This is a genomic window from Sphingomonas sp. R1 (assembly GCF_025960285.1).
Lineage (GTDB): Bacteria > Pseudomonadota > Alphaproteobacteria > Sphingomonadales > Sphingomonadaceae > Sphingomonas.
This window is the reverse complement of the sequence record NZ_CP110111.1, coordinates 1522640-1543202: the sequence shown is the minus strand read 5'-3', so window position 1 is coordinate 1543202 and position 20563 is coordinate 1522640. Positions and strand designations below refer to the sequence as shown.

Here is a 20563-nt window from a genome sequence, read left to right as displayed (position 1 = left end):
TATTATAGAGTTGTTGGGGGAAGGGACGGATCGGACGATGGTTAATTTATCTTCAAATCTCATCGGGCTGAGCTTGCTCAGCGGGTCGAACGCCTTCACCTCCGCGAACACGACCGCGATTAGCTTCGAAAGCAAGGCGGTCCGCACCGCCAAGGCGCAATACACGCTCGATCCCACGACCCCGCCCTGGAAAGACACGACCTCCACGACGTCCGTCACCTCGCAGCTTGCCTCGATCCTCGCCTCCCGCACGCTGGTGAGCGAAGTCAGCTCCGACAGCGCCGGCAATCTGCTGAGCGGGGACGTGAAGACCACCTTCACTTCGTACAAGGCGCTGGACCAGTTGCGCGTCCTTGCCGAGGCGGCGACCAACACCACCACGTCCGATGCCCAGCGCGCCCAGTATCAAAAGGCCTTTTCCAAGGGCCTTGCCGATCTCCAGAAATATCTGGCGACCGCGCCGTCGGACCTGGTGGACCTGGCGTTCGGCAAGCCTAGCACCAGCGCCACGACCAGCCAGCTCAAATCCGCCAACCAGTATGAGACCCATGGTACGCCGCTTGTCAGCAAGGGCGACGATCCCCTGCCTGGCCTGACCGGCACCGAGCAGTTCAAGATTACCCTCACGCGCCCGGGCCTCACCCAGAACTTCACGGTCGACCTCGCGCAGGGGCCGCAGCCGCCCACGCTCAAGTCCGTATCCGAGGCGCTGAACGCGCAGATCAGCTCGCAGCTGATCTACAATGACGATGGCTCGGTGCGCACCGACAGCAAGGGTGATCCGGTCTCGCGCTGGCTGGCACGGTTCCAGCCGGAATATGCCAACGGCAAGTGGGGCCTAAAGCTTACCACGGCCGATGGTCTGGAGCAGGTGAGCCTCGACCAGGTCGACGCCAAGGACTCGCTGGTCGTCACCACCGGGCAGACCGCGCTCGACGCGCCGACTGCAACGCAGGTGTTCCGCCTGAACGATCCCGCCGGAACCAGCAGCAGCGTGGCGATGGGAACGATCCAGGCACTGGATCGCCAGGCGACCGCGCAGAACGTCGCCGCGAAGAAGACGACGACCGTCACCACCACCACCGTCGACATGGACGGCAAGGTGCAGACCAGCAAGTCGACCACCAGCAACGTCTATGCCAGCACCGATGCCGCCGCGGTTGCCACCGACGGGCAGGGCTTCAGCTATGTCGTCGGCACCACCAAGGGCGATCTCGGCGCCAATCTGTCCGATGGCGACAACAACCTGTTCCTCACCAAGATGGACAGTACCGGCAAGGTCGTGTGGCAGCGCAATCTGGGCGCGGCAGGTGCCGCCACCGGTGCGGCGGTCTCGATTGCCCCGGATGGCGGCGTCGTCGTCGCCGGCACGGTGACGGGCAATTTCAACGGCATCACCGCCGATGGCGACATGGTGGTCGCCAAATACGCCGCCAATGGCGACGAGCAATTCTCGACCGTGGTCAGCGCGATCGGCAGCGATACCGCGCAGGCGATGACGATCGGGGCCGATGGATCGGTGTTCGTCGCGGGCCGCGCCGCCAACAAGGATGGCGGCGATGCGATGGTGACGCGGATCGACGCGAGCGGGAAGGTTGCCGAGCGCCGCAAGATCGACAGCGGCGGCAGCGACACGATCAGCAGCCTGGCAATGGACAGGGACGGCAACCTGCTCGCGCTCGTATCGCAGAACGGCGCGTCGAGTGTGATGAAGATGCAGGCGACGTCGCTGTCGACGGATCTCGGCAGCATCAGCCTGGGGTCGGCCGATGCACGGGCGATCGCAGTCGCGGATGATGGCAGCATCGCCGTGGGCGGCGCGACCGACAGCGCGATCCCCGGGACGCAGGTGAACAGCACGAGCGGCGGCCGCGACGGCTTCGTTACCCGAATCGATGCCGGCTTCACGACGGCCAGCACGACCTATATCGGCACCAGCGCCGACGATCAGGTCGACAGCCTCGCCTTTCTGAACGGCAAGCTCTACGTCGGCGGTCGCACGACGGGCGACCTGGGCGCCACCAAGCGCGGTGCGGTCGACGGCTTTGTCAGCCGTCTCGATCCCGCGACCGGCACGATCGAGAACACCAATCAGTTCGGGCAGGCACTGCTGCGCACCGAGCCCGTGCGGGTCGCCGCGGACAAGGGCGGCGACACCGCCGTGTCCGCGCTGGGCTTCGGCCGGGGCACGATCAATCCGACCGTTTCGGACAAGGTGACAACGCAGACCACGCTGCGGGCCGGCGACTATTTCTCGATCAAGGCCGATGACCTTGCCGTGCGCAAGGTTACGATCGAGAAAGGCGACACGCTGAAGACGATCGCCGACCGCATCCAGGGGATGATCGGCGCATCGAAGGGTACCGTTACCGCGACTACCGTAAACGGCGTGCAGTCGCTGCGCATTACGATGAAGGCGGGCCATGAGCTCCAGCTGCTGTCCGGCCAGGACGGCAGCGATGCGCTGGCCAAGCTTGGGATCGAACCCCAGCGCATCTCCACGGCGGCAACGGTCTCGTCCTCTGCGCCCAAGGTGCGGCCCGGCGGGAATTACGGCATGGATCTCTCGCAGGCGCTCAGCCTGTCCTCGCTCGACAGCGCGAAGGTCGCGCTCGGCAAGATCAAAGATGCCATCTCGATGACCCAGACCGCCTATCGCTCTCTATATTGGGATGACAGCAAGGCGAAGCTGGTCGACGGTACCAAGACCAATACCAAGACCGGGAAATCATCGACGGCCGTCGAGCAGGCGCAGCTGAAAAACTATCAGGCGGCGCTCTCGCGCCTGCAGACGACCAGTTCGTAAAGCGGGGTTTTCAATCCATGTCCGACATGCCGTCGATCCTATCCGCCATCCAGCTGCGCATGCAGAACCTCTCGCAGCGCCAGCAGGTCATTGCGCAGAATCTCGCCAACAGCGAGACGCCCGGCTACAAGTCGCGCGACGTCTCCGAACCCAATTTCGGCGATCTGCTGCAGGGGGCAGGGGGCGTGAGCGTCGCGCGGCCTCGCGTCGAACTTACCGGCGCGATGAAGAATCTCGGTGCGACCCAGCCGGTCGGCAGCGGGCTCGTGCTCGACAAGGATGTCAGCGAGACCAAGCCGGACGGCAACAATGTCACGCTCGAAGACCAGTTGCTTAAAATGGGCAAGGTCCAGGCCGACTTCACGGCGATGACCAACATCTATCGCAAGCAGATGCTGCTGCTGAAGACGGCAGTGGGCAAGGGAAGCAGCGGCTGAGCTGCCGGGCTCCCTGTCGATGGTACAATGAAAAGGGGCCGCGAGTATACTCGCGACCCCCTTTGTCATTCGAAGGTCGGTCGATCAGGCGATCGCGATGCGGGTGCTGCGGCGACGACGCAGCGAACCACCGGCCATGCCGACGCCCGCGATCATCAGACCCCAGGTGGCCGGCTCCGGAACGCCAGCGAAGCTGTAGCTCGTCGAGAAGGCAATCGCCTTGTTCGCGTTGTTCGAGGCCGACACCGCGAAGTCGTACGTACCCGCCTTCGCTACGGCGAAGCTGTAGATGAAACCCTGCGCCGGGTTCGCGATCGTCACGCCGTTGAACACCAGCGACGTGAAGGACAGGCCGGTGCCGCTGGGGCCGTTTCCGCTCGGGGTGACGCTGATCTCGAACGTGCCGGCCGAGGGCAGCACAATGCTGAAGGACGAGGTTGCGGTCGTCGGCTTCGCCTTGGTGCCCTTGGCAAGCGCCGTAGAGGCGCCGCTGCCGGTCTGGGTAGCCGCCGAATAGGAGCAGGTCGCCTTCACGCAGGTGACCAGGGTCGCCGCCTGTGCGACGCTGCCGAAAAACTGTGCGCCGGCGATAACCGCCACGCTGGCCACCAGGGCCTTGAAACGCTTCATGTTGAACACCTCCCTCAAGCCAAATCCAGCCGTGTGGGGGTCGCCCATTGTATGCGGGCGCAGACACATCATTCCCATACGCGCTGTCGATCTTCTTTATACCGTAACGCGCTCAATTTACTAGATATTAGTGATCTTGAAGATGGGGGCAGGATTCAGGAGCAAAAGCAGTCGCTTAGGGTATGTTTCTGGCGAAGTAGAAGATTTGTCATGCCCTGAAATGAGACGAAGCGTGTCGCGGTGCAGCGCGGACCTCCCGCGCTGCCGCGAGTCGAAAAACCTTCACAAACGCGCATTTACCGAGATGGGCGCTGGCGCGTCGACGCCGGCCAAGCCACCGCAGGCGCTGTAGGTGGTGGTGCGGCTGCCGGTGAGCCGCTGTGCTTCCGCAGCAATTGCCGCCATCATCTCGGCAGACAATTCGATCTGCCGCGACAATATTCGCGAGTTGACGATCGATGCGTCGCGCAGCGCGCGGCTGGCCTCCGACAGCGTCTCACGTGCTTGCGGATCCAGGGTTTCCAGCCAGTCGTCCGGACTCTCGCGCTTGAGCCGCGCCACCTCGGCCTCGACCCGGCCGGCCAGGCGCAGCTTGGCATTGGCGATCTCGCCCAGCTCGGGGATGTAGGGCGAGCGCGAAAGGCGTTCGCTTTCCTCTTCCATCAGAGCGGTGAGGGAAACCATCGCGTCGACGAGCTGGGTGATCATTGCTGTCCTTGCTGAAGCTTGAGGATCTGGTCGAGTACATGGGGTGCGAGCCCGATTCCGCCGCGGCGCGCCATTTCGGCACCGAGTTTTTCGGCGAGCACGCCGCGGAAGATTTCTTCGCCGTTGCCGCCGCTGAACTGTTCGTCCTGCTGGACGCTCTGCAGCATCAGCTGGGTCATCTGTCCGAGGAAAACGCTTTCGAATTCCTGCGCGGTCTTGGCGTTCTTCGGATCGACCTTGGGCAGCGGCTTGGCCAGCGTGGTCGCCGATGCGGCGGCGGGGAGGGGGGAGAGGTCGGTCATTACTGCACCTCGATTTCGGCCTGGAGCGCGCCGGCGGTCTTGATCGCCTGCAGGATGGTGATCAGGTCCCGCGGCGACACGCCAAGCGTGTTGAGCCCGCTTACCAGCGCCTTGAGCGAAGGGCCGTTGATTACGGCGAGGCTGGCGCCGTTGCCGTCGTTCACCTGCACCTGGGTGCGCGGCACCACCGTCGTCTGGCCCTGCGAGAAGGGGGCCGGTTGCGAGACCTGCGGCGCTTCGGTGACCGAGATGGTGAGGCCCCCTTGCGCGATCGCCACCGGCGTGATGCGGACGTCGCTGTTCATCACCACCGTGCCCGAGGCTTCGTTGATGACCACCTTGGCCGGCTGATCGACCTTCACTTCGAGGTCGCCCAGCTGCGTCACGAGATCGATGACCGATCCGGCGAACTGGCCGGACGGACGGACCTCCACGGTCGCCGGATCGAGCATCTGCGCGGCACCGGGATAGCGGCCGTTGATCGCGCGGGCGATGCGATCGGCGGTGGTGAAATCGGGGTTCTTGAGCGCGAGCTTCAGGCTGTTCGCCGAGCGCAGCTGATAGGGCACCTCGCGCTCGATGATTGCGCCACCGGCGATGCGCGCGGAAGTCGTGACGCCGCGGCTCACGCTGGCGGCGGCACCCTGACCCTTGAAGCCGGACACCGCGACCGGTCCTTGCGCCACCGCATAGATCTCGCCGTCCAGCGCGCGCAAGGAGGAGGCGATCAGCGTGCCGCCCTGCAGGCTGGTGGCGTCACCGAGCGCAGAGACCTGGACGTCGATCCGCGAGCCGGAGCGCGAGAATGGCGGCATCGTCGCGGTGATCGAGACGGCGGCGACATTCTGCGTGCGCATCTGCGTGCCGCGGATGTTCACGCCCATGCGCTCGAGCATCGACTGCATCGATTCCTCGGTGAAGGGTGCGTTGCGGATGCGATCGCCGGTACCGGCGAGACCGACCACCAGGCCATAGCCTACCAGCTGGTTTTCACGGACATTCTCGACGTCGACGATGTCCTTGATCCGCGTCTGGGCCATCGCCTGGGGTGCGCCGACGAAGGCCAGCGCGAGCGCCAGGAACGATGCGGAGAGACGATACATAAACCTCTCGGGCCAAGTGGAAAATTAACGCTACTCGTCTTATAGGAAGAGGAGAGCCAACATGGCTTGAGAGGGCCTGATTTCGTGCGTATCGACAGCCTGACACCGATGATGGCACGCAACCTGCTGGCGGCGTTGCCCAAGTCCGTGTCCGGCTATGCGAACCCCGCCGAGGAGCCGGTCGCCGCTCCGCACCAGCCGTTGGCCGTGCCGGGTGCAGTTCCTGCGACCAGCGTACAGGCGCTGGTCGCGATTGCCGTCAATAATCCGATTGCCGAGCGACGCCGCAAGCAGGCCCGTGATGCCGAGCGGGGCATCGACGCGCTGGATCGGCTGCACAAGGAACTGGTGGCAGGCACGCCGAATGTCGCGCGGCTGCGCGATATCTCGGCATGGACGCAAACCGTGCCGACGCCCGAAGAGCCGATGCTCGCCGAACTGATGCGGGAAATAGACCTGCGCGTCCGCGTCGAACTGGCCAAGCTCGACATCCAGGTCTGATCCTTCGCCCTCCAGAAGCGCCGAGCGCCGACGGCTCGGCATGCACCCAAATCGCTGCTTTCACCACATCGCCCTTTCAGTTAACATGTTGTTAACAATAGGGGAGATGTCATGAAGATTCTTGCGCGGTGGCTGGCCGTGATTGCGCTGGTCGTTTCGCCATCGGCCTGGGCGGCCGGTGGTTCCTATTCGGGGCTCGTGGTGTTCGGCGACAGTCTTGTCGATTCCGGAAATGCCTATCTGGCGACGGCCGGCGGCGTGGCGAAGCCTGCCGACGGCTATTATGCCGGGCGCTTCTCCAATGGCTTCAACTTCGCCGATTATCTGAGCGACATGATTTCGGGTACGCCCGCGACGGCGCTGTTCGCCGGCGGTCGCAACATGGCGGTCGGCGGCGCGCTCGCGGCGTACAGCCCCTCGGAAACGAGCCCCAGCTTTGTTCGCCAGATCGCCTATTACAACATGATGGTCGGCACGCCGATCGACAGCAACGCGCTGGTGCTGATCACCTTTGGCGGCAACGACGTGCGCGACACGATCACCACCGGCGGTGCGGTCAGCTTTCAGTCGGCGATCGATTCCTTCACCTACGCGCTCGGCCAGCTCTACACGCTGGGCGCGCGCAATGTGGTGATCGTCGGTTCGCCCGATATCGGTGCGCTACCCGCCTCGGCCGCCGTTGCCGCAGCGGTCCCCGGCCGGCTGGCCGAACTGACGGCCCGGTCCCAGCAGATCAATGCCGCGCTGCAGGGGATTTCGGCGGCGTTCGGAACCATGCCTGGCGTGGAGTCCAATTATTTCGACCTGTTCGGCTACGAGCAGGCCCTGCTAGCCAACCCGGCGGCTTTCGGCCTGCCGAGCACGCTCAACACGACGACGCCCTGCCAGATTGCGGGTGGTGGATCGCCGCAGCTCGCCAATTGCAGCAACGCCCTGTATTTCGACGCCATTCACCCGACGACCCAAGTGCACCAGGCAATCGCGACGGCGATCGCCGGGCAGCTGGGCATCAGCGCGGTGCCCGAGGGGCAGGTTTGGGTGATGCTGATCCTGGGCGTGGGCATGGTCGGCGCATCGCAGCGCCGCCGCCGCGCGGTCGCGGCGATCGCATGACGGCCGTGGGCGGCGAGGCTCAGCCTGCCGCCTGTACCTCGCCGAGCCAGGCGGCAAGTTCGGCATAGGGGATCATCTCGAGGAAGGCGACGCCGGCGGTTTCGGCGTCGCTCCAGCGCACGGTGCAGCTGTGCGGCTTGAGCCCCGGGATCACCAGGGTCATCACGCGATCCAGCTCGATATGGCCGGGCAGACGGATCCGCGCGCCGCTCAGGGAGATGTTCTCGAGCCGAACCGCGCTCGACACGCCGTTGCAGACCAGCCGGGCCGGCCCGGTGAGCTCGAACCGTGGCGCGCGGGGAATCGCCCGGCGGAGCCGGGCCGCTGCCGAACTGCCCTTGGCAGTGGCGAGCACGTCCTCCACGTCGATCGGCGTGGTGAAGTGGACGCCGGCCCTGCCGTCGCTGGTCCAGACGATCTTGCCCTTAAGCACGCCCCCGCCGCGCAATTCGACGGCGATCTGGTCGCCCTCGTGCAAGGGATAGGGCGTCTCCAGCATCATGCCGCTGGCGGAGATGTTGCGCACCCGGCAGAGTTGTTCGCCGCCACCAGCGCAGACCAGCTTGCCCACCATCAGCGTCGTTACCGTGCGCGGTGCGCGCTCGGCCCAGGCGTCGCCGCCGGCGCTGGCTGGTTCAAACTGATGCTCGGCTGCGCCCACGGCGTCGGTCTCCCCATCGGGTCACGACGATGCGACCCCTGCACGTATTATAGGATAAACCGGCGGTAGGTCGCGGCTCCGGTAGTGTTACGGGTGGGCTCAGGCCGGATTTGCACCGGTAACGGCAACCTTGCGGACGATCTTGGGGCCGAACGCCTCCGTCGCCGATGCGTCGACCAGCTTCCGGAAGCCTTCCAGATCCGGCAGCATGCCGTCCGGTCCCGCAGCCATCGGCGTGCGATAGGTACGCATGTTGATCGCGTGGAGCAGCAGGGGCATGCGCTGGGTGACGAATTCTGCCTTGGCTTCCTCGACCTCGAGCTGCACGTCCATCGACGCATAGCCGGCCAGCCGGCCATCGGCGAAGACCAGCGGCACCAGCACCTTCCCGGTGGGCACGAATTTGCCGGCTTCTTCCTTCTCTTCCTTCTTGGCTTCCTGCTGGGGGGCGCCGCCGCCAATACCGAGCATCTTCACCATCGCATAGGCGGTGCCACCGCCGGCGCCGAGGCCGGCGATCAGGGCGACGATGAGGAACAGCATCTTCTTCATCGTGCAGTCCTAGAACTTGAAGCTGGCATCGCTCGGCAGCGCCGAGGTCTGGCCCTTCAGCACGATGCTGATGCGGCGGTTTTCCGGGCGGTTGGGCTGGTCGGGATAGACCGGCTGGGTGGCGCCCATCGCCACCACTTCGGCGAAGCGATCCGGCGTCACGCCACCGGCGATCAGCGCCGAACGTGCCGCCAGCGCCCGCTGGCCGGACAGTAGCCAATTGGCGTCGCTCTGCCCGCCGGCGCCATCGGTATGGCCCTCGATCGCGATCTGCGCGCCGACCGTGGCGATCTTCGAGGCGATCTTGCTGAGCAACAGACGGGCATAGGGGTTGAGTTCGGCGGTGTTCGCCTTGAACATCGGCTGCTGGTCGGTGTCCATCAGCGTGATGCGCACGCCGTCGCGATCCTGCTTGACGTCGGTATTCTTCTTGCCCTGGGCCTGCGGCGTCGCTTCCAGCGCCACCATCAGTTCGGACGCCATCACCCGCATCGTCGCGGGCACATCCGCGGTGCCGCCGCGCGCGGACCCCGAGGTGGCGACCTCGAACGTCGGCTGACCCTTGGCAGCGCTGGGATCCGCCTCGGATCGGCGGGTAGGGCCACCGGCGCCGGGCGCGGTATTGCTCACGGGCGTGGCCGGGGCGCTGTCGGCAATCGTCGGCGAGAAATATTTGGCCAGGCCCTTCAGCCGGTCCTTGTCCGGATTGGCGAGCAGCCACAGCAGCATGAAGAAAGCCATCATCGCGGTCACGAAGTCGGCATAGGCCACCTTCCAGGCGCCGCCGTGATGGCCGCCGGCAACCTTCTTGACCTTTTTGACGATGATCGGCCGAACGTCCCCCCCGCGGGCCATGTTACTGGCCCTTCAGCGCGTTGCGCAGGCGTTCCTGCACGGCGCCGAGACGCACATGGCTGATCGCCGAGAGCGAATCCTCGCCGCCCGCGATCCGCTCCAGCAGGTTCACGCATTCGTCGGCGTGCTGGATCAGGTAATCGAACGCCTGGAGCTGTTCGAGATAGTTGGCGGCGAAGTGCTCGTCGCAGACGAGCACTTCGGCCAGCCCCTCCAGCTTCTTGCTGATTTCGCGGATTTCGCCGGCCATCACGCTGTGCAGCACGCCTGCGAACGGATCGTAGCCGGGCAGGGGCTGGGCGTGGGACGGTTCCGACATGGGCAGGCACGACATCAGAAAAGCTCCAATTCTCCGCCGGGTGCGGCAACGGGCAGGGGGGCGACCGGACGTTCCTGGACGCGCTCTGCCACCTTGGTGCAGCGGCTCTTGCCCTCGTGCGGCAGGAACTCGACCTTGCGGGCGAGGGTGCCGCCGAGATCGCAATGCGCGATCGAGATCCCTTCAGTTTCCATGAACCTGCGGGCAAAGGCTGCGTTGGACGAGCCGATGCCCCCAAGGCCCGAGATGATGTTGGCGCCACCATAAAGATGGGCCTGCAGCCGCGAGCGCGAGGCGCCCTTGGCCATCATGCTGTTGATCAGCAGTTCCATCGCATGCACGCCGTAGCGTGCCATGTCCGAGCTCGACACCTTGTGGTCCGCGCCCGGTTCCCCGAGCAGGAAGTGGTTCATTCCTCCCACCTTGGCGACCGGGTCGTAGAGGCATGCGGCGACGCAGCTTCCGAGCAGGGTCGAAATCAGGACATGGGGCTCCGCGATGACCGCGTTCTCGCCCTGGACGATGGAAACTCTGCGCATATCAGGTCAGCTCACCGAAGACGCGTTCGATCTTTTCCTTCAGCGCCGCCGGCGCGAAAGGCTTGACGACATAGTTGTTCACGCCGAGCGCCGCCGCCTTCTGCACGACCTCGCGGTCGGACGAGCCGGTGAGCATGATGAACACGGTCTTGCCGATCACCGGGTCGGCGCGAACCGCCTCCAGGAACTGCAGCCCGTCCATCTCGGGCATGTTGTAATCGGAGATGACGAGGTGGACGCGGTCGCTCTTGATCGCGGACAGCGCTTCGGGCGCCGTCGCCTTGTCGCGAACGTCCTTGAATCCCAGGTCCTGCAGCGCACGACGGATCATCGCCCGCATACTGGTCTGATCATCGACGACCATCACCTTGATCTGTGATGCAGCGGGCATTGTTATGCGCTCCCAACCTTAACCGTTTCTCGACAAGCCTTCAGGATGGCCTCCGGCATGGCCGAAAGGCCGACTTCCTTCTCCACCGCACCCGCTTCCTTGGCGGCGCGGGGCATGCCCCACACCACGCAGGTCTCCTTGGTCTGGCCCAGCGTGCGGGCACCGGCCTGGCGCATTGCGAGCAGGCCATGTGCGCCGTCGCTGCCCATGCCGGTCAGGATCACCCCCACGGCACCGGCACCCAGCTTGGCGACCGACCGGAACAGGACGTCCACCGACGGACGGTGGCCGGTGACGGGGTCGCCGGCGAGCAGCTTGATCCTGCCATTGGCGCCACCTGAAAGCTCCATGTGTCGTTCGCCTCCAGGAGCAATATAGACGGTTCCAGGGGTCACCTGGGCACCATCCGTAGCTTCCACGACGTTCACGCGGCATTCGGCGTTCAGGCGCTGCGCGAAGCTGCGCGTGAAGCTGGCCGGCATGTGCTGGACGATCAGGATCGGCGGCGAATCTTCCGGCAGCGAGGGCAGCAGCGAGAACAGCGCCTCGACCCCGCCGGTCGACGAGCCGATCGCGATCAGCTGCGCCGCCGCGCCGCCTCCGGTGCCAACGCTGGGCTGGGCGGGTAGACGCTGGGGTCCGGCGCGGGCGACAGAGCGCGCGGCGCTTTTCACCTTCTCGCACAGCAGGGTCGCGTCGCGCTCGATGTCCTCGGGTGTGCCGCTCGGCTTGGTGACATAGTCGACCGCGCCGAGGCGCAGTGCCTCGATCGTCACCTCGGCTCCGCGCGCGGTGAGCGTGGAGCACATCACCACCGGCATCGGCCGGAGTCGCATGATGCGCTCGAGGAACGACAGGCCGTCCATCCCCGGCATTTCGACGTCGAGCGTCAGCACGTCGGGGTTGAGTGCCTTGATCATGTCCCGCGCCGCAAACGGCTCGGGCGCCATGCCGACCACTTCAATCTCTGGGTCGGCGGAGAGCATGCGCTTCAGCGTCGCGCGCATCGATGCGCTGTCGTCGACGATAAGCGTTCGAACTGGTTTCATGCCCTGGACTCCGGCTTCTGGTAAATAGTGTGCCCGCACGAGCGCATCTTGCTCGCGGCCGGGCCGATCAGCCGTTCGGAGTGACCGATATACAGGAAGGACCCGGGCGCGAGCTGCTCGACGAAGCGATGCTCGAGCTCTTCCTTGGCGGGATCCCCGAAATAGATCATTACGTTACGGCAGAAGATGACATCATAGGCGGCTTTCAGCGGCCAGGGTTCGAACAGGTTCAAAACCTTGGCCGTGACGAGCTGGCGCGCTTCCTCGGCCATGATGAACCCGCCCTGGGTGGGCTTCATCCAGGTCGAGCGATACGGCTCCGGCACTCCCGCCGCGACGTTTTCGGCGTAGACGCCGCGCTGCACCGACTCCACGACATGCGGCGCGATGTCGGTCGCCAGCAACCGTACATCGGCATTGCGCAGCCACGATGCGGTGCTGCGGCTCGGCCCCAGCAGGCACATCGCGATCGTGTAGACTTCCTCGCCCGACGAGCATCCCGCCGACCAGATGCGGATCGGCCCCTGCTTGCGCTGGAGCACCGGGATCACGGTCTCGCGGAAATGATCGAAATGGTGCGGCTCGCGAAAGAAATGCGTGTGGTTCGTGGTCAATGCCACCACCATCGCATGGCGTTCCTCGGCGTCGCTGTGCACCAGGTCGACATAGTCGCTGAACCGGGCAAGGCCGAACTTGCGCAGCCGCCGCGCGAGGCGGGACTGGACGAGCGTCGTCTTCGCCTCGCTCAGCGAGATGCGCGCATCCTCGTACATGATCGCGGCGATGGCCTGGAAGTCGCGCGGCGTAAGATCCGCGACCTGACCCGGTGCCATCGCGTTCGCGGCGCCGGCGGACGCCGCGGTGGCGCCCCCGGCGGGGCTCATGCGGCGAGATCCAGATGCTTGGTCAGGCTCAGCGCGTTCAGGTCGAGCAGCAGCACCATGCTGCCGTTCTCGTCGCGGGTCCCGTCCTTGGCGCGGGTGGCGATGCGGACGAGGCCGGCGATCACGCTTTCCTCGAGCGCCGTCTCCACCGCCGGTGCCGGCTGGATCTCGTTCACGTTGATGCCCACGATGTCGTTGACCTCGTCGACCAGGAAGCCCGCCTGCTTGCCCATGATGTTGACGACCAGGATGCACGAGCGCGCATGCAGCTGGCTCGGCTCCCAGCCCAGGCGTTCGGCCAGGCCGACCACCGGGATCACGTTGCCGCGCAGGTTGGTCACGCCCTTGATGAAGCTGGGCACGTTGGGAAGCGGCGTCGGCTCGTCCCATTCGCGGATTTCGATGAGCGCGCTCATGTCGATCCCGAAGATCTGCTTGGCCAGCGAGAAGGTTACGATCTTGCGATCATTGGCGGTGTCGGTGGTGCTCATGCTGCCAGTCCTTTGGGCGTGAAACGGGTAGGCGAGGAAACCAGCGCCTCGATGTCGAGGATGAGCGCGATCGAGCCGTCACCCAGAATGGTCGCGCCACCCAGGCCGCGGATCGGATGGAGGTTCTGATCGAGGCTCTTGATCACCACTTCGCGACGGTCGTCGATGGTATCGACCACCAGGCCGACCTTGCCCGAGCTCTCGCTCTCGACGATCACCACCAGCGAGTCCTCGATGGCACGGTCGTCGTTCAGGCCGAAGATCTCGGTCGCACGCTTCACCGGCAGATATTCGCCGCGCATGTCGATCACTTCGTGATCGGGCGCGGTGCGCTTCACCTGGCCGGGCTCGGGCTGGATCGTCTCCAGCACGTGCGTCAGCGGCAGGACGAAGCGCTGGCCGGCGAGCCGCACGATCATGCCGTCCAGAATGGCCAGCGTGAGCGGCAGGATCATCGTGAAGGTCGTGCCTTCGCCGGGCACCGAGTGGATCTCGACGCGGCCGCCCAGGGCTTCCACGTTCGAGCGCACCACGTCCATGCCGACGCCGCGACCCGAGATGTTCGAGATCTTCTCCGCGGTGGAGAAGCCCGGCGCGCAGATCAGCTGGTCGATTTCCTCGTTCGTCAGCACCGCATCGGCGCTGATGATGCCCTTTTCGATCGCCTTGGCGCGGACTCGCTCGCGGTTGATGCCGCGGCCATTGTCCGCCACCCGCACGAAGATCCGTGCACCCTTCTGCTCGGCCGAAAGCTTGATCGTGCCCGCCGGTTCCTTGCCGGCGGCGATCCGCTCCTCGGCGCTTTCCAGGCCATGGTCCGCGGCGTTGCGGATCATGTGCGTCAGCGGATCGCCGATCTTCTCGATCACGCCCTTGTCGACTTCGGTCGTTTCACCGATCGTCTCGAGGTTGATCTGCTTGCCGGTTTCGACGGACAGATCGCGTAGCATGCGCGGCACGCGGCTGAAGGCCTGCCGGATCGGCTGGGCGCGCAGCGACATGACGTTGTCTTGGATCTGCCGGGTGAGGCGAGCCAGTTCGGGCAACTCGACCCGCTGGCGGTCGGCCGGAGAGAGCCGGTCCGCCAGGATCGAGTTCCGGATTACCAGCTCACCGACCAGGTTGAGCAGCAGGTCGAGCTTGACCAGGTCGACGCGGATGGTCTGCGCGGCTTCGTTGACCGGCTTGGCCGGGCCACCGGCGCCACCGGCACCGCCAGCGCCGCCACCACCACCCGGCCCGCCCGTGCCGCCGCCGCCCGCCGGCGGCGTCGCCGCGGCCGCGGCCGGCTCGGGCTCTACCGCGACCGGCGCGGGAGCGGGCGCAGGTGCGGGAGCGGCAACCGGGGCGGGCGCCGCAGGGGCGGGTCCCAGATCCATGAAGTCGTCCACCGTCGCCGTGACGGGCACGAACGGGATTTCGTCCCCGTCCAGCGCGGCTTCCACGGCACCTGCCGGCGGCGTGGCTTCACCGGCCCGCTTGATCTCGATGATCGAGTCCGGCGCGACGAAATCGAAGCAATCGGAGAGATCGCTTTCCGGCAGCTCGGCCGGCGCGTGCATCAACCAGGTGACGTAGCTTTCTTCCGGATCGATCTCGCGCAGCGGCGGGATCGCGCTGGTGTCGACGGACACGACGCGGGCGCCGAGGCCTTCCAGCTCGCGCACGGTCAGCAGCGGCTCGCCGGCATTGGCCAGGGCCGCACGCGACGGCTTGAAGCGAACCTGCCAGCCGGCGCTGTCGTCGTCACCAGGGCCATTCAGATCGTCCAGCGAGACGCCGACCGGCCGGAAGCCGAATTCGTCTTCCTCTTCCATCAACGCCGGCGCGGGCACGGGGGCCGGCGCAGGCGCGGGGCTCGGTACGGGGGCCGCTGCAGCAGGGGCATCGCCGTCCGGCACGCCCTTGTTGGCGAGCACCTGCTCCAGCGCGCTCAGCGCGGCGCCGTCGTTCGGGCGCGAGGCATTGCCCTTCGCCGCCTCGACGTGGTCCGAAAGGATGTCGAACGAGCTCAGCATCACCCGGATCACGCCGGGCGTGGGGACGATTTTCCCGGCACGCACTTCGTCGAGCACGTTCTCGAACTTGTGCGCGAAGGCGGTCAGGTCCGAATGGCCGAAGGCGCCGGCGCCACCCTTGATCGAGTGGATCGCGCGGAACACACCGGCAATGGTTTCGGCGGACAGATCGCCCGCCTGCATCGCCGACAGCCCTTCTTCGGCCGTCGTGAGGCCTTCAGTGCACTCTTCGAAGAAGATTGCCTGGATATCGTCGAATTCGTCGCTCACGGGCAGACGCGGCGGATCGCCGCTCCCAGCTTCGTGGCCTCGAACGGCTTGGTGATCCAGCCGGTGGCGCCGGCGGAGCGGGCGCGCGCCTTCTTCTCGTCCGAGAACTCGGTCGAGAGCACCAGGATCGGCACGCCCTTGAACTCAGGCACCTGGCGCACGGCCTCGATCAGCTCGAACCCGTCCATCTTCGGCATGTTGATGTCGGTGATGAGCAGGTCGGGCTTGACCTCGTGCATGCGCTCCAGGCCATGCTGTCCGTCGTTCGCGCTTTCGATGCGAAAGCCCTGCGCGGTCAGCGACGTCTTGAGCAGCATGCGCATGCTCGCGGAGTCATCGACGGTAAGGATCAGCTTGGTCACAGAAGGTCTCCGGTATCAATGCCGACCGCCGCTGCGAGCTGGCAACGGTTCACACGATCGGTGAAGGCAGTGCTGGGGTTGAGGATGGTGAAGGCCTTGCCGAGCTTTTCGGCTTCCGCCTTGGCTGCGACGAGCAACTGGAGGACCGCCTGGCCGACGCTTTCGACCTGCGAGGCATCCACCTCGACCGGGCCGTCGCCGTCGACCGCCTGGAGGAGGCGGCTCTGAAGATCCGCGGCCGTCACGGTCGAGCCGTGCGCGGGGAGCGCTAGCGCGCCCTCATGCGGTTGCAGGGGAAAGTCCATTCTTGGCCTCGTCGAGAGCGGTTTCGAGTTGCTGAAAGGTCGGCGCGTACGCGGAAGGCGTCATGCGACGGGCGATCTCGATCGCCACCTGCACCGGCTGGTTCTGGGCGTAGGCGACGATCGCGGTCTTGATGATGGTGAAGGGCTTGGAGTCGCCTTCGATGGTCTCGAGCAGCTTGGTGGCAAGCGGCGCGACCACGCAGTAGGAGAGCAGCACGCCCATGAAGGTACCGACGAGCGCGCCGCCGATCATCGCACCCAGGATCTCGGTCGGCTGATCGATCGAGCCCATGGTCTTGATGACGCCGAGCACCGCCGCGACGATGCCGATGGCGGGTAGGCCGTCGGCCATCAGCTGCAGGGCATGCTGCGGATGGGTTTCCTCGTGGTGATGCTTCTCGATATCGGCTTCCATCGCCGCCTCGAGCTGATGCGGGTCCTCGAAGTTCACCGTCATCATCCGCAAATAGTCGCAGAGAAACTCGATGAGGTGATGGTCCTTGAGCAGACGCGGATAGGGTTTGAAGATGTCGCTCTCTTCCGGCTTGTCGAGATGCGGTTCGATGCCGGTCGCGCCGCTCTTCTTGAACAGCGAGAGGAGCGTGAACATCAGCGTCAGCAGATCGGTATAGTCGCTGGCCTTCCAGCGACCGCCCTTGAAGGCGCGCATGATGCCGGCGCCGGCCTTCTTCACCGTCGGCATCGAGTTGCCGACGATGAAGGCGCCGATCGCGGCGCCGCCGATCGCCATGAGCTCGTGCGGCAGGGCGTGCGCGATGATCTCGAACTTGCCGCCCGAGATCATGAAGCTGCCGAAGACGCAACCGAGGATGATGACGAAGCCAACGGCGTTCAGCATGACAGGCCTAAAATCTTTCCCTGGATGTTTCCAGAATTATAGGATGGTTTCCGAGTGGAGTGGGGGTTCTGGGAAACTGCTTAGGCAGAAAGCCGCTCGCGCTCGCGATCCTGCCATTCGATGACGGCGAGGTAGTTGCGCAGGCGGTTCTGCTCGAGCGTGGCGAGCAGCGTATTGTCGTGCCAGGGGAAGACCAGGTTCGCGACCGGCTCCGCCCAGGGCGCGCCTGCATCGAACAGGATGCCGAGCCCGAACACCGCCGGCACATGGGCGTAGGCGAGCTGCTGGCCAGCGGCGCGGCCCTCCGCCAGGAAGTCTTCCACCGCGGTCAGCACGCCGTTGCGGGGGCCGCCCTCGTGCAGCGCAAACGAGAAGAATCCCTCGCCGCGAAAGCCATGGCCCGGCGGCAGCAACTCCGATCGATCGAGCGTGCAGCCGCGATCGGCGCTGTGCGGATGACGATGCTCGGCCGGGATCCGATCGGGCGCATAATACATGTCTCGCCGACCGGTCGGCCAGCTGACGTCGTGCAGGAAGGCGAGCAGCGGCCGGCCGTCGCGCTGCGACAGGCGGCTGGCGATCCGCAGCTCGTTAAGCACGGTGTAGTAATTATGGTCGCCATCGATCACCCAGGCGTCGATCTCGGTCAGCGCGGGCATTGCCTCCAGGCTGGGGAGTGCGACGTGCCGCACCTCCGGGGTCCGGTGCACCCAGTCGAGAAATTCCTGCTTGGGTTCGGGATCGATGCTGGTCAGCGTGCCGCCGGTCGCCCGCGCATAGGCGGCGAGGTGCTGGCTGGTGCCGCCGAACTCGGCGCCGATCTCGGCGAGGTTTCGCGCCTCCGCTGCGTGGAGGGTGCCGAGAATGATGTCCCAGAATTCGGTCATCGAATGGATCAGAAGGTTGGTCATGCGTGGGCAGCCTGTGCGCGCGAGGGGAGGGGGGCGGCCGCGGTCTCTGCCGCCTGGCGATAGGCGATCGGGCGGAACACCAGCGCGAGCATCATCGGGCGGTCGTCCACGCGCGGCGGCGGCGGTACCATCATGAAGGCGTATTCGTTGTCGCACTGGAACAGGTGCGGCGCGACCTGATGCATGCCCTCCAGCGAGGGCGCGGCATCCGACCGATCCTTGCTGGTGCGCTGCATCTCGGCAAGGAAGTCCTCGACCGGCATAAACACCGCGCTCTCCACCTGCACCCAGTCGAACAGCTGACCGAACTGGACGCCGACGGAGAAGCGGCAATCCTCGATCGGGATCGGCGCCAGATAATAGCCGTCATGGGTGGGCGTGGCGGTGACCGCACCGGTCGAGGCATGAACGCCGTCCGCCACGATCAGCGGCAGCGAGATCGTGCTGTCGACGAAATCGGCATATTTGAAGGGCAGGCCGAAGCGCTTCTGGGCAAGCAGCGACAGGCGGATCGGCAGGCCCTCGCCATGCAGCTCCGCCGGCAGATACATGCGCTCCGATCCCTTGAGATAGATCAGCCCGCGCTGCCGCAGCCCGTGTCGTGCCACCGCCGGATCGAAAAGCGGCACCGTGTCGGCGATGCCCTGGTTGACGTCGTGTTCGAATGCGCTGACCACCGCAAGCTCGTGCGCCTGGGGGAGGAACAGCAGCCGGCCGAGCACGGCGGCGGCGGCATTGCGCCACAGCGGCAGTTCGTCGACCGCGGTGCCCCGCAGCCGGGCAGCTGCCTGCTCGCGCTCAAAGCGCAGCGCGCCCTCCTGGATCCGTTCCCGGATGTCGCTTTGGCGGCCCTTGATGCTGTTGTCGGTGCGGATCGGCGCGCCATCGGCGCTATAGTCGATCGTCGAGCCCTGTGCCGCGGTGCAGATCTGTTCGATCACCGCCACGTTGGTGGAGATCGCCTCCAGCGTGTGGCAGTCATAGGCGCTGTCGTCGATCAGGCCCTTCTTGTCGAGGCCGGCGCTGAACTGCTCGCGCAGCATCAGGTAGCGACCCGCGACGTGCACGTCGAACCGTGCGCGCAGCAGCGCATCGACCTCGTTCTGCACCGTGCCGTTATAGCCGAGGTCGATCAGCATCAGCGTGTCGCCGGGCTGGGGATCGACGATGCTGCGCACATGCGCGGTCAGCCGGTCCGCAAGCGCACGGCCCGCGCGGAGGATCTGCTTCATCCGGTGCGGCTTGCGAATCTCGCGCAGGAAGGCCGGCGTTCGTCCGCGCTTTTCCGGCAGACCCTTCAGCACGACCTTCGCCTCGGCGTCGTTCAACAGCTGCTTGGCAAGCTTCTCCACCGGGCTGCCGACTTCATAATGAAGATAGCGCTCGACCGCCGCCTCGGTGGAGAGCGCGGCGCCCACGGCAGTAAAGCGGCTGATTTCGACCGGATGCGCCTTGGCCGCCACGGCTGCGGCCTGATGCATGCGCATCGGCAGCAAGCCGTCGCGCATCAGGAACAGCCAGTGCACCGTGCCGCCGCGCTCCGCCTGCAGCGCCGCGGCCTCCTGCTGGAGCCAGCGCTCAAAGGCGTGGAGCACGGGGCCGACCACCGAGAAGCCCAGCGCTTCGGCAGGATCGCTCACATTGGGCTCGCCCAGTGCCAGCGCTGCGCGGTGCGGCTGTTGCGCGGCGATCGTGCCGGGAGTGCGTGCATGCAGCATCGCGCTGATCGAGGATTCGAGGCGCAGGCGTTGCTCCGTCGAATGGGAGAACTGCTTCAGATGGACTGCGCGCACGCCGAACGGCGCAACGCCTTCCACGTCGGCCACTCGGTTGTCGCCGATATGCAGGATCGTCTCGGGCTTGCACTTGAGCGCCTTGAGCACGTCCTCGTACAGGCCCTCGGCCTTGGACCGGCGATAGTGTGACGAACAGAAAATGCGATCGATCAGCGCGGCGACGTCGGCACCCGCGGCGCGGGCGATGAGCTCGCGCAGCTGATCGGCATCGAGATAGGTGTCGGAGACGATGATCACGCCCAGGCCGCGGCGCTTCGCCTCGCGGATGAGTGCCACGGTCGGCTGGAAGGCGAAGCAGTGCCGTGCTTCGGCATCGAGCTCGTTGGCGATGGCCTCGGCGATCCTTGCCTTGGGCGCGTTCGGGAACATCTCGCGGTAGATTTCCGCGATGGTCACCTCGTTGCGCTTGTGCTGCACCTGCGCCGCCGAGCGCGCCCGCATTTCGGACCATTGCCGCTGCAGCACGGTCACGCCGTCCAGCGCATCGAAGATGTCGCGCGGGGCATGGGTATCGCGCCACAGCAGCGTGTCGAAACAGTCCAGCGAAAGCAGTTGGATGCCTTCGCGTCCGTCGAGCGCGGACGGCAAGGCATGCGGAAGGATGTAGTCGGTCACGGCACTGTCCCTGGAAAGCGCCCGCACCGAGGGGACGCAGGAATCTTATAGGAAGACGGCGGACCTACCCGGCAAAATCTTCCTAC

General features: G+C 65.7%; 23 protein-coding genes. 4 read left to right on the top strand and 19 right to left on the bottom strand.

What is annotated here, in order from left to right; translation table 11 throughout:
• The first annotated feature begins 73 nt into the window (after nucleotides 1–73).
• Entirely contained in the window at nucleotides 74–2806 is a 2733-nt protein-coding gene (locus OIM94_RS07465) for a hypothetical protein (RefSeq protein WP_319801144.1), read from the top strand.
• A 17-nt stretch (nucleotides 2807–2823) separates the two neighbouring features.
• Nucleotides 2824–3243 carry a flagellar basal body protein gene (locus tag OIM94_RS07460; protein WP_264609439.1) on the top strand — a complete coding sequence of 140 codons (420 nt, stop codon included), beginning with the start codon at nucleotides 2824–2826 and terminating at the stop codon, nucleotides 3241–3243.
• An 84-nt stretch (nucleotides 3244–3327) separates the two neighbouring features.
• On the opposite strand, the gene OIM94_RS07455 is transcribed toward OIM94_RS07460, so the two are convergent.
• The 4 genes from OIM94_RS07455 to OIM94_RS07440 form a co-directional block, all read right to left on the bottom strand.
• On the bottom strand, nucleotides 3328–3873 hold the full coding sequence (locus OIM94_RS07455) for a PEPxxWA-CTERM sorting domain-containing protein (RefSeq protein WP_264609438.1): 546 nt from the start codon (nucleotides 3871–3873) through the stop codon (nucleotides 3328–3330).
• A 282-nt stretch (nucleotides 3874–4155) separates the two neighbouring features.
• Nucleotides 4156–4581 (bottom strand): flagellar protein FlgN, encoded by a 426-nt coding sequence (locus OIM94_RS07450; protein ID WP_264609437.1) that lies wholly within the window; start codon nucleotides 4579–4581, stop codon nucleotides 4156–4158.
• Nucleotides 4578–4883, bottom strand: coding sequence for a rod-binding protein (locus tag OIM94_RS07445; RefSeq protein ID WP_264609436.1), 306 nt, complete (start codon nucleotides 4881–4883; stop codon nucleotides 4578–4580). The genes OIM94_RS07450 and OIM94_RS07445 overlap by 4 nt, the downstream gene beginning before the upstream one ends.
• On the bottom strand, nucleotides 4883–5986 hold the full coding sequence (locus tag OIM94_RS07440; RefSeq protein WP_264609435.1) for a flagellar basal body P-ring protein FlgI: 1104 nt from the start codon (nucleotides 5984–5986) through the stop codon (nucleotides 4883–4885). The genes OIM94_RS07445 and OIM94_RS07440 overlap by 1 nt, the downstream gene beginning before the upstream one ends.
• Nucleotides 5987–6070: 84 nt before the next feature.
• On the opposite strand from OIM94_RS07440, the gene OIM94_RS07435 reads away from it, so the two are divergent.
• Complete coding sequence (locus OIM94_RS07435) at nucleotides 6071–6487, top strand: flagellar assembly protein FliX (RefSeq protein ID WP_264609434.1); 417 nt, start codon at nucleotides 6071–6073, stop codon at nucleotides 6485–6487.
• 111 nt (nucleotides 6488–6598) lie between these two features.
• Entirely contained in the window at nucleotides 6599–7600 is a 1002-nt protein-coding gene (locus OIM94_RS07430) for an SGNH/GDSL hydrolase family protein (RefSeq protein ID WP_264609433.1), read from the top strand.
• A 19-nt stretch (nucleotides 7601–7619) separates the two neighbouring features.
• Here OIM94_RS07430 and OIM94_RS07425 read toward each other — a convergent pair whose 3' ends face one another.
• The 15 genes from OIM94_RS07425 to OIM94_RS07355 all read right to left on the bottom strand — a co-directional run bounded on the left by OIM94_RS07425 (nucleotide 7620) and on the right by OIM94_RS07355 (nucleotide 20477).
• Nucleotides 7620–8261 (bottom strand): PilZ domain-containing protein, encoded by a 642-nt coding sequence (locus tag OIM94_RS07425; RefSeq protein ID WP_264609432.1) that lies wholly within the window; start codon nucleotides 8259–8261, stop codon nucleotides 7620–7622.
• A gap of 99 nt (nucleotides 8262–8360) precedes the next feature.
• Nucleotides 8361–8813 carry a hypothetical protein gene (locus OIM94_RS07420; protein ID WP_264609431.1) on the bottom strand — a complete coding sequence of 151 codons (453 nt, stop codon included), beginning with the start codon at nucleotides 8811–8813 and terminating at the stop codon, nucleotides 8361–8363.
• A gap of 9 nt (nucleotides 8814–8822) precedes the next feature.
• A complete protein-coding gene (locus OIM94_RS07415; protein ID WP_264609430.1) occupies nucleotides 8823–9668 on the bottom strand; it encodes a flagellar motor protein MotB in 846 nt (281 codons plus the stop codon).
• Nucleotide 9669: 1 nt separating this feature from the next.
• Entirely contained in the window at nucleotides 9670–10002 is a 333-nt protein-coding gene (locus OIM94_RS07410) for a hypothetical protein (protein WP_264609429.1), read from the bottom strand.
• Entirely contained in the window at nucleotides 10002–10526 is a 525-nt protein-coding gene (locus OIM94_RS07405; protein WP_264609428.1) for a chemotaxis protein CheD, read from the bottom strand. The genes OIM94_RS07410 and OIM94_RS07405 overlap by 1 nt, the downstream gene beginning before the upstream one ends.
• A gap of 1 nt (nucleotide 10527) precedes the next feature.
• Entirely contained in the window at nucleotides 10528–10917 is a 390-nt protein-coding gene (locus OIM94_RS07400) for a response regulator (RefSeq protein WP_029623277.1), read from the bottom strand.
• A gap of 2 nt (nucleotides 10918–10919) precedes the next feature.
• Nucleotides 10920–11966 (bottom strand): protein-glutamate methylesterase/protein-glutamine glutaminase, encoded by a 1047-nt coding sequence (locus tag OIM94_RS07395; RefSeq protein WP_264609427.1) that lies wholly within the window; start codon nucleotides 11964–11966, stop codon nucleotides 10920–10922.
• A complete protein-coding gene (locus tag OIM94_RS07390; RefSeq protein WP_264609426.1) occupies nucleotides 11963–12850 on the bottom strand; it encodes a CheR family methyltransferase in 888 nt (295 codons plus the stop codon). Before OIM94_RS07390 ends, OIM94_RS07395 begins: the two co-directional genes overlap by 4 nt.
• The gene (locus OIM94_RS07385) at nucleotides 12847–13341 is read right to left on the bottom strand and encodes a chemotaxis protein CheW (RefSeq protein ID WP_264609425.1); all 495 of its coding nucleotides are present in this window, start codon (nucleotides 13339–13341) and stop codon (nucleotides 12847–12849) included. Before OIM94_RS07385 ends, OIM94_RS07390 begins: the two co-directional genes overlap by 4 nt.
• Complete coding sequence (locus OIM94_RS07380; protein WP_264609424.1) at nucleotides 13338–15629, bottom strand: chemotaxis protein CheA; 2292 nt, start codon at nucleotides 15627–15629, stop codon at nucleotides 13338–13340. Before OIM94_RS07380 ends, OIM94_RS07385 begins: the two co-directional genes overlap by 4 nt.
• Complete coding sequence (locus OIM94_RS07375; RefSeq protein WP_264609423.1) at nucleotides 15626–15991, bottom strand: response regulator; 366 nt, start codon at nucleotides 15989–15991, stop codon at nucleotides 15626–15628. The genes OIM94_RS07380 and OIM94_RS07375 overlap by 4 nt, the downstream gene beginning before the upstream one ends.
• Nucleotides 15988–16296, bottom strand: coding sequence for an STAS domain-containing protein (locus OIM94_RS07370; protein ID WP_264609422.1), 309 nt, complete (start codon nucleotides 16294–16296; stop codon nucleotides 15988–15990). Before OIM94_RS07370 ends, OIM94_RS07375 begins: the two co-directional genes overlap by 4 nt.
• Nucleotides 16271–17155, bottom strand: coding sequence for a flagellar motor stator protein MotA (gene motA, locus OIM94_RS07365; RefSeq protein ID WP_264609421.1), 885 nt, complete (start codon nucleotides 17153–17155; stop codon nucleotides 16271–16273). Before motA ends, OIM94_RS07370 begins: the two co-directional genes overlap by 26 nt.
• A gap of 80 nt (nucleotides 17156–17235) precedes the next feature.
• Nucleotides 17236–18066 carry a class I SAM-dependent methyltransferase gene (locus OIM94_RS07360; RefSeq protein WP_264609420.1) on the bottom strand — a complete coding sequence of 277 codons (831 nt, stop codon included), beginning with the start codon at nucleotides 18064–18066 and terminating at the stop codon, nucleotides 17236–17238.
• Complete coding sequence (locus OIM94_RS07355) at nucleotides 18063–20477, bottom strand: HAD family hydrolase (protein WP_264609419.1); 2415 nt, start codon at nucleotides 20475–20477, stop codon at nucleotides 18063–18065. The genes OIM94_RS07360 and OIM94_RS07355 overlap by 4 nt, the downstream gene beginning before the upstream one ends.
• Nucleotides 20478–20563: the final 86 nt, after the last annotated feature.

What these genes read in the sequence shown, in the direction of transcription:
- OIM94_RS07420 (WP_264609431.1), bottom strand. Translation starts at nt 8,813, where the DNA reads ATGAAGAAGATGCTGTTCCTCATCGTCGCCCTGATCGCCGGCCTCGGC.
- OIM94_RS07395 (WP_264609427.1), bottom strand. Translation starts at nt 11,966, where the DNA reads ATGAAACCAGTTCGAACGCTTATCGTCGACGACAGCGCATCGATGCGC.
- OIM94_RS07445 (WP_264609436.1), bottom strand. Translation starts at nt 4,883, where the DNA reads ATGACCGACCTCTCCCCCCTCCCCGCCGCCGCATCGGCGACCACGCTG.
- motA (WP_264609421.1), bottom strand. Translation starts at nt 17,155, where the DNA reads ATGCTGAACGCCGTTGGCTTCGTCATCATCCTCGGTTGCGTCTTCGGC.
- OIM94_RS07450 (WP_264609437.1), bottom strand. Translation starts at nt 4,581, where the DNA reads ATGATCACCCAGCTCGTCGACGCGATGGTTTCCCTCACCGCTCTGATG.
- OIM94_RS07370 (WP_264609422.1), bottom strand. Translation starts at nt 16,296, where the DNA reads ATGGACTTTCCCCTGCAACCGCATGAGGGCGCGCTAGCGCTCCCCGCG.
- OIM94_RS07385 (WP_264609425.1), bottom strand. Translation starts at nt 13,341, where the DNA reads ATGAGCACCACCGACACCGCCAATGATCGCAAGATCGTAACCTTCTCG.
- OIM94_RS07400 (WP_029623277.1), bottom strand. Translation starts at nt 10,917, where the DNA reads ATGCCCGCTGCATCACAGATCAAGGTGATGGTCGTCGATGATCAGACC.
- OIM94_RS07460 (WP_264609439.1), top strand. Translation starts at nt 2,824, where the DNA reads ATGTCCGACATGCCGTCGATCCTATCCGCCATCCAGCTGCGCATGCAG.
- OIM94_RS07410 (WP_264609429.1), bottom strand. Translation starts at nt 10,002, where the DNA reads ATGTCGTGCCTGCCCATGTCGGAACCGTCCCACGCCCAGCCCCTGCCC.
- OIM94_RS07360 (WP_264609420.1), bottom strand. Translation starts at nt 18,066, where the DNA reads ATGACCAACCTTCTGATCCATTCGATGACCGAATTCTGGGACATCATT.
- OIM94_RS07455 (WP_264609438.1), bottom strand. Translation starts at nt 3,873, where the DNA reads ATGAAGCGTTTCAAGGCCCTGGTGGCCAGCGTGGCGGTTATCGCCGGC.
- OIM94_RS07415 (WP_264609430.1), bottom strand. Translation starts at nt 9,668, where the DNA reads ATGGCCCGCGGGGGGGACGTTCGGCCGATCATCGTCAAAAAGGTCAAG.
- OIM94_RS07440 (WP_264609435.1), bottom strand. Translation starts at nt 5,986, where the DNA reads ATGTATCGTCTCTCCGCATCGTTCCTGGCGCTCGCGCTGGCCTTCGTC.
- OIM94_RS07390 (WP_264609426.1), bottom strand. Translation starts at nt 12,850, where the DNA reads ATGAGCCCCGCCGGGGGCGCCACCGCGGCGTCCGCCGGCGCCGCGAAC.
- OIM94_RS07430 (WP_264609433.1), top strand. Translation starts at nt 6,599, where the DNA reads ATGAAGATTCTTGCGCGGTGGCTGGCCGTGATTGCGCTGGTCGTTTCG.
- OIM94_RS07405 (WP_264609428.1), bottom strand. Translation starts at nt 10,526, where the DNA reads ATGCGCAGAGTTTCCATCGTCCAGGGCGAGAACGCGGTCATCGCGGAG.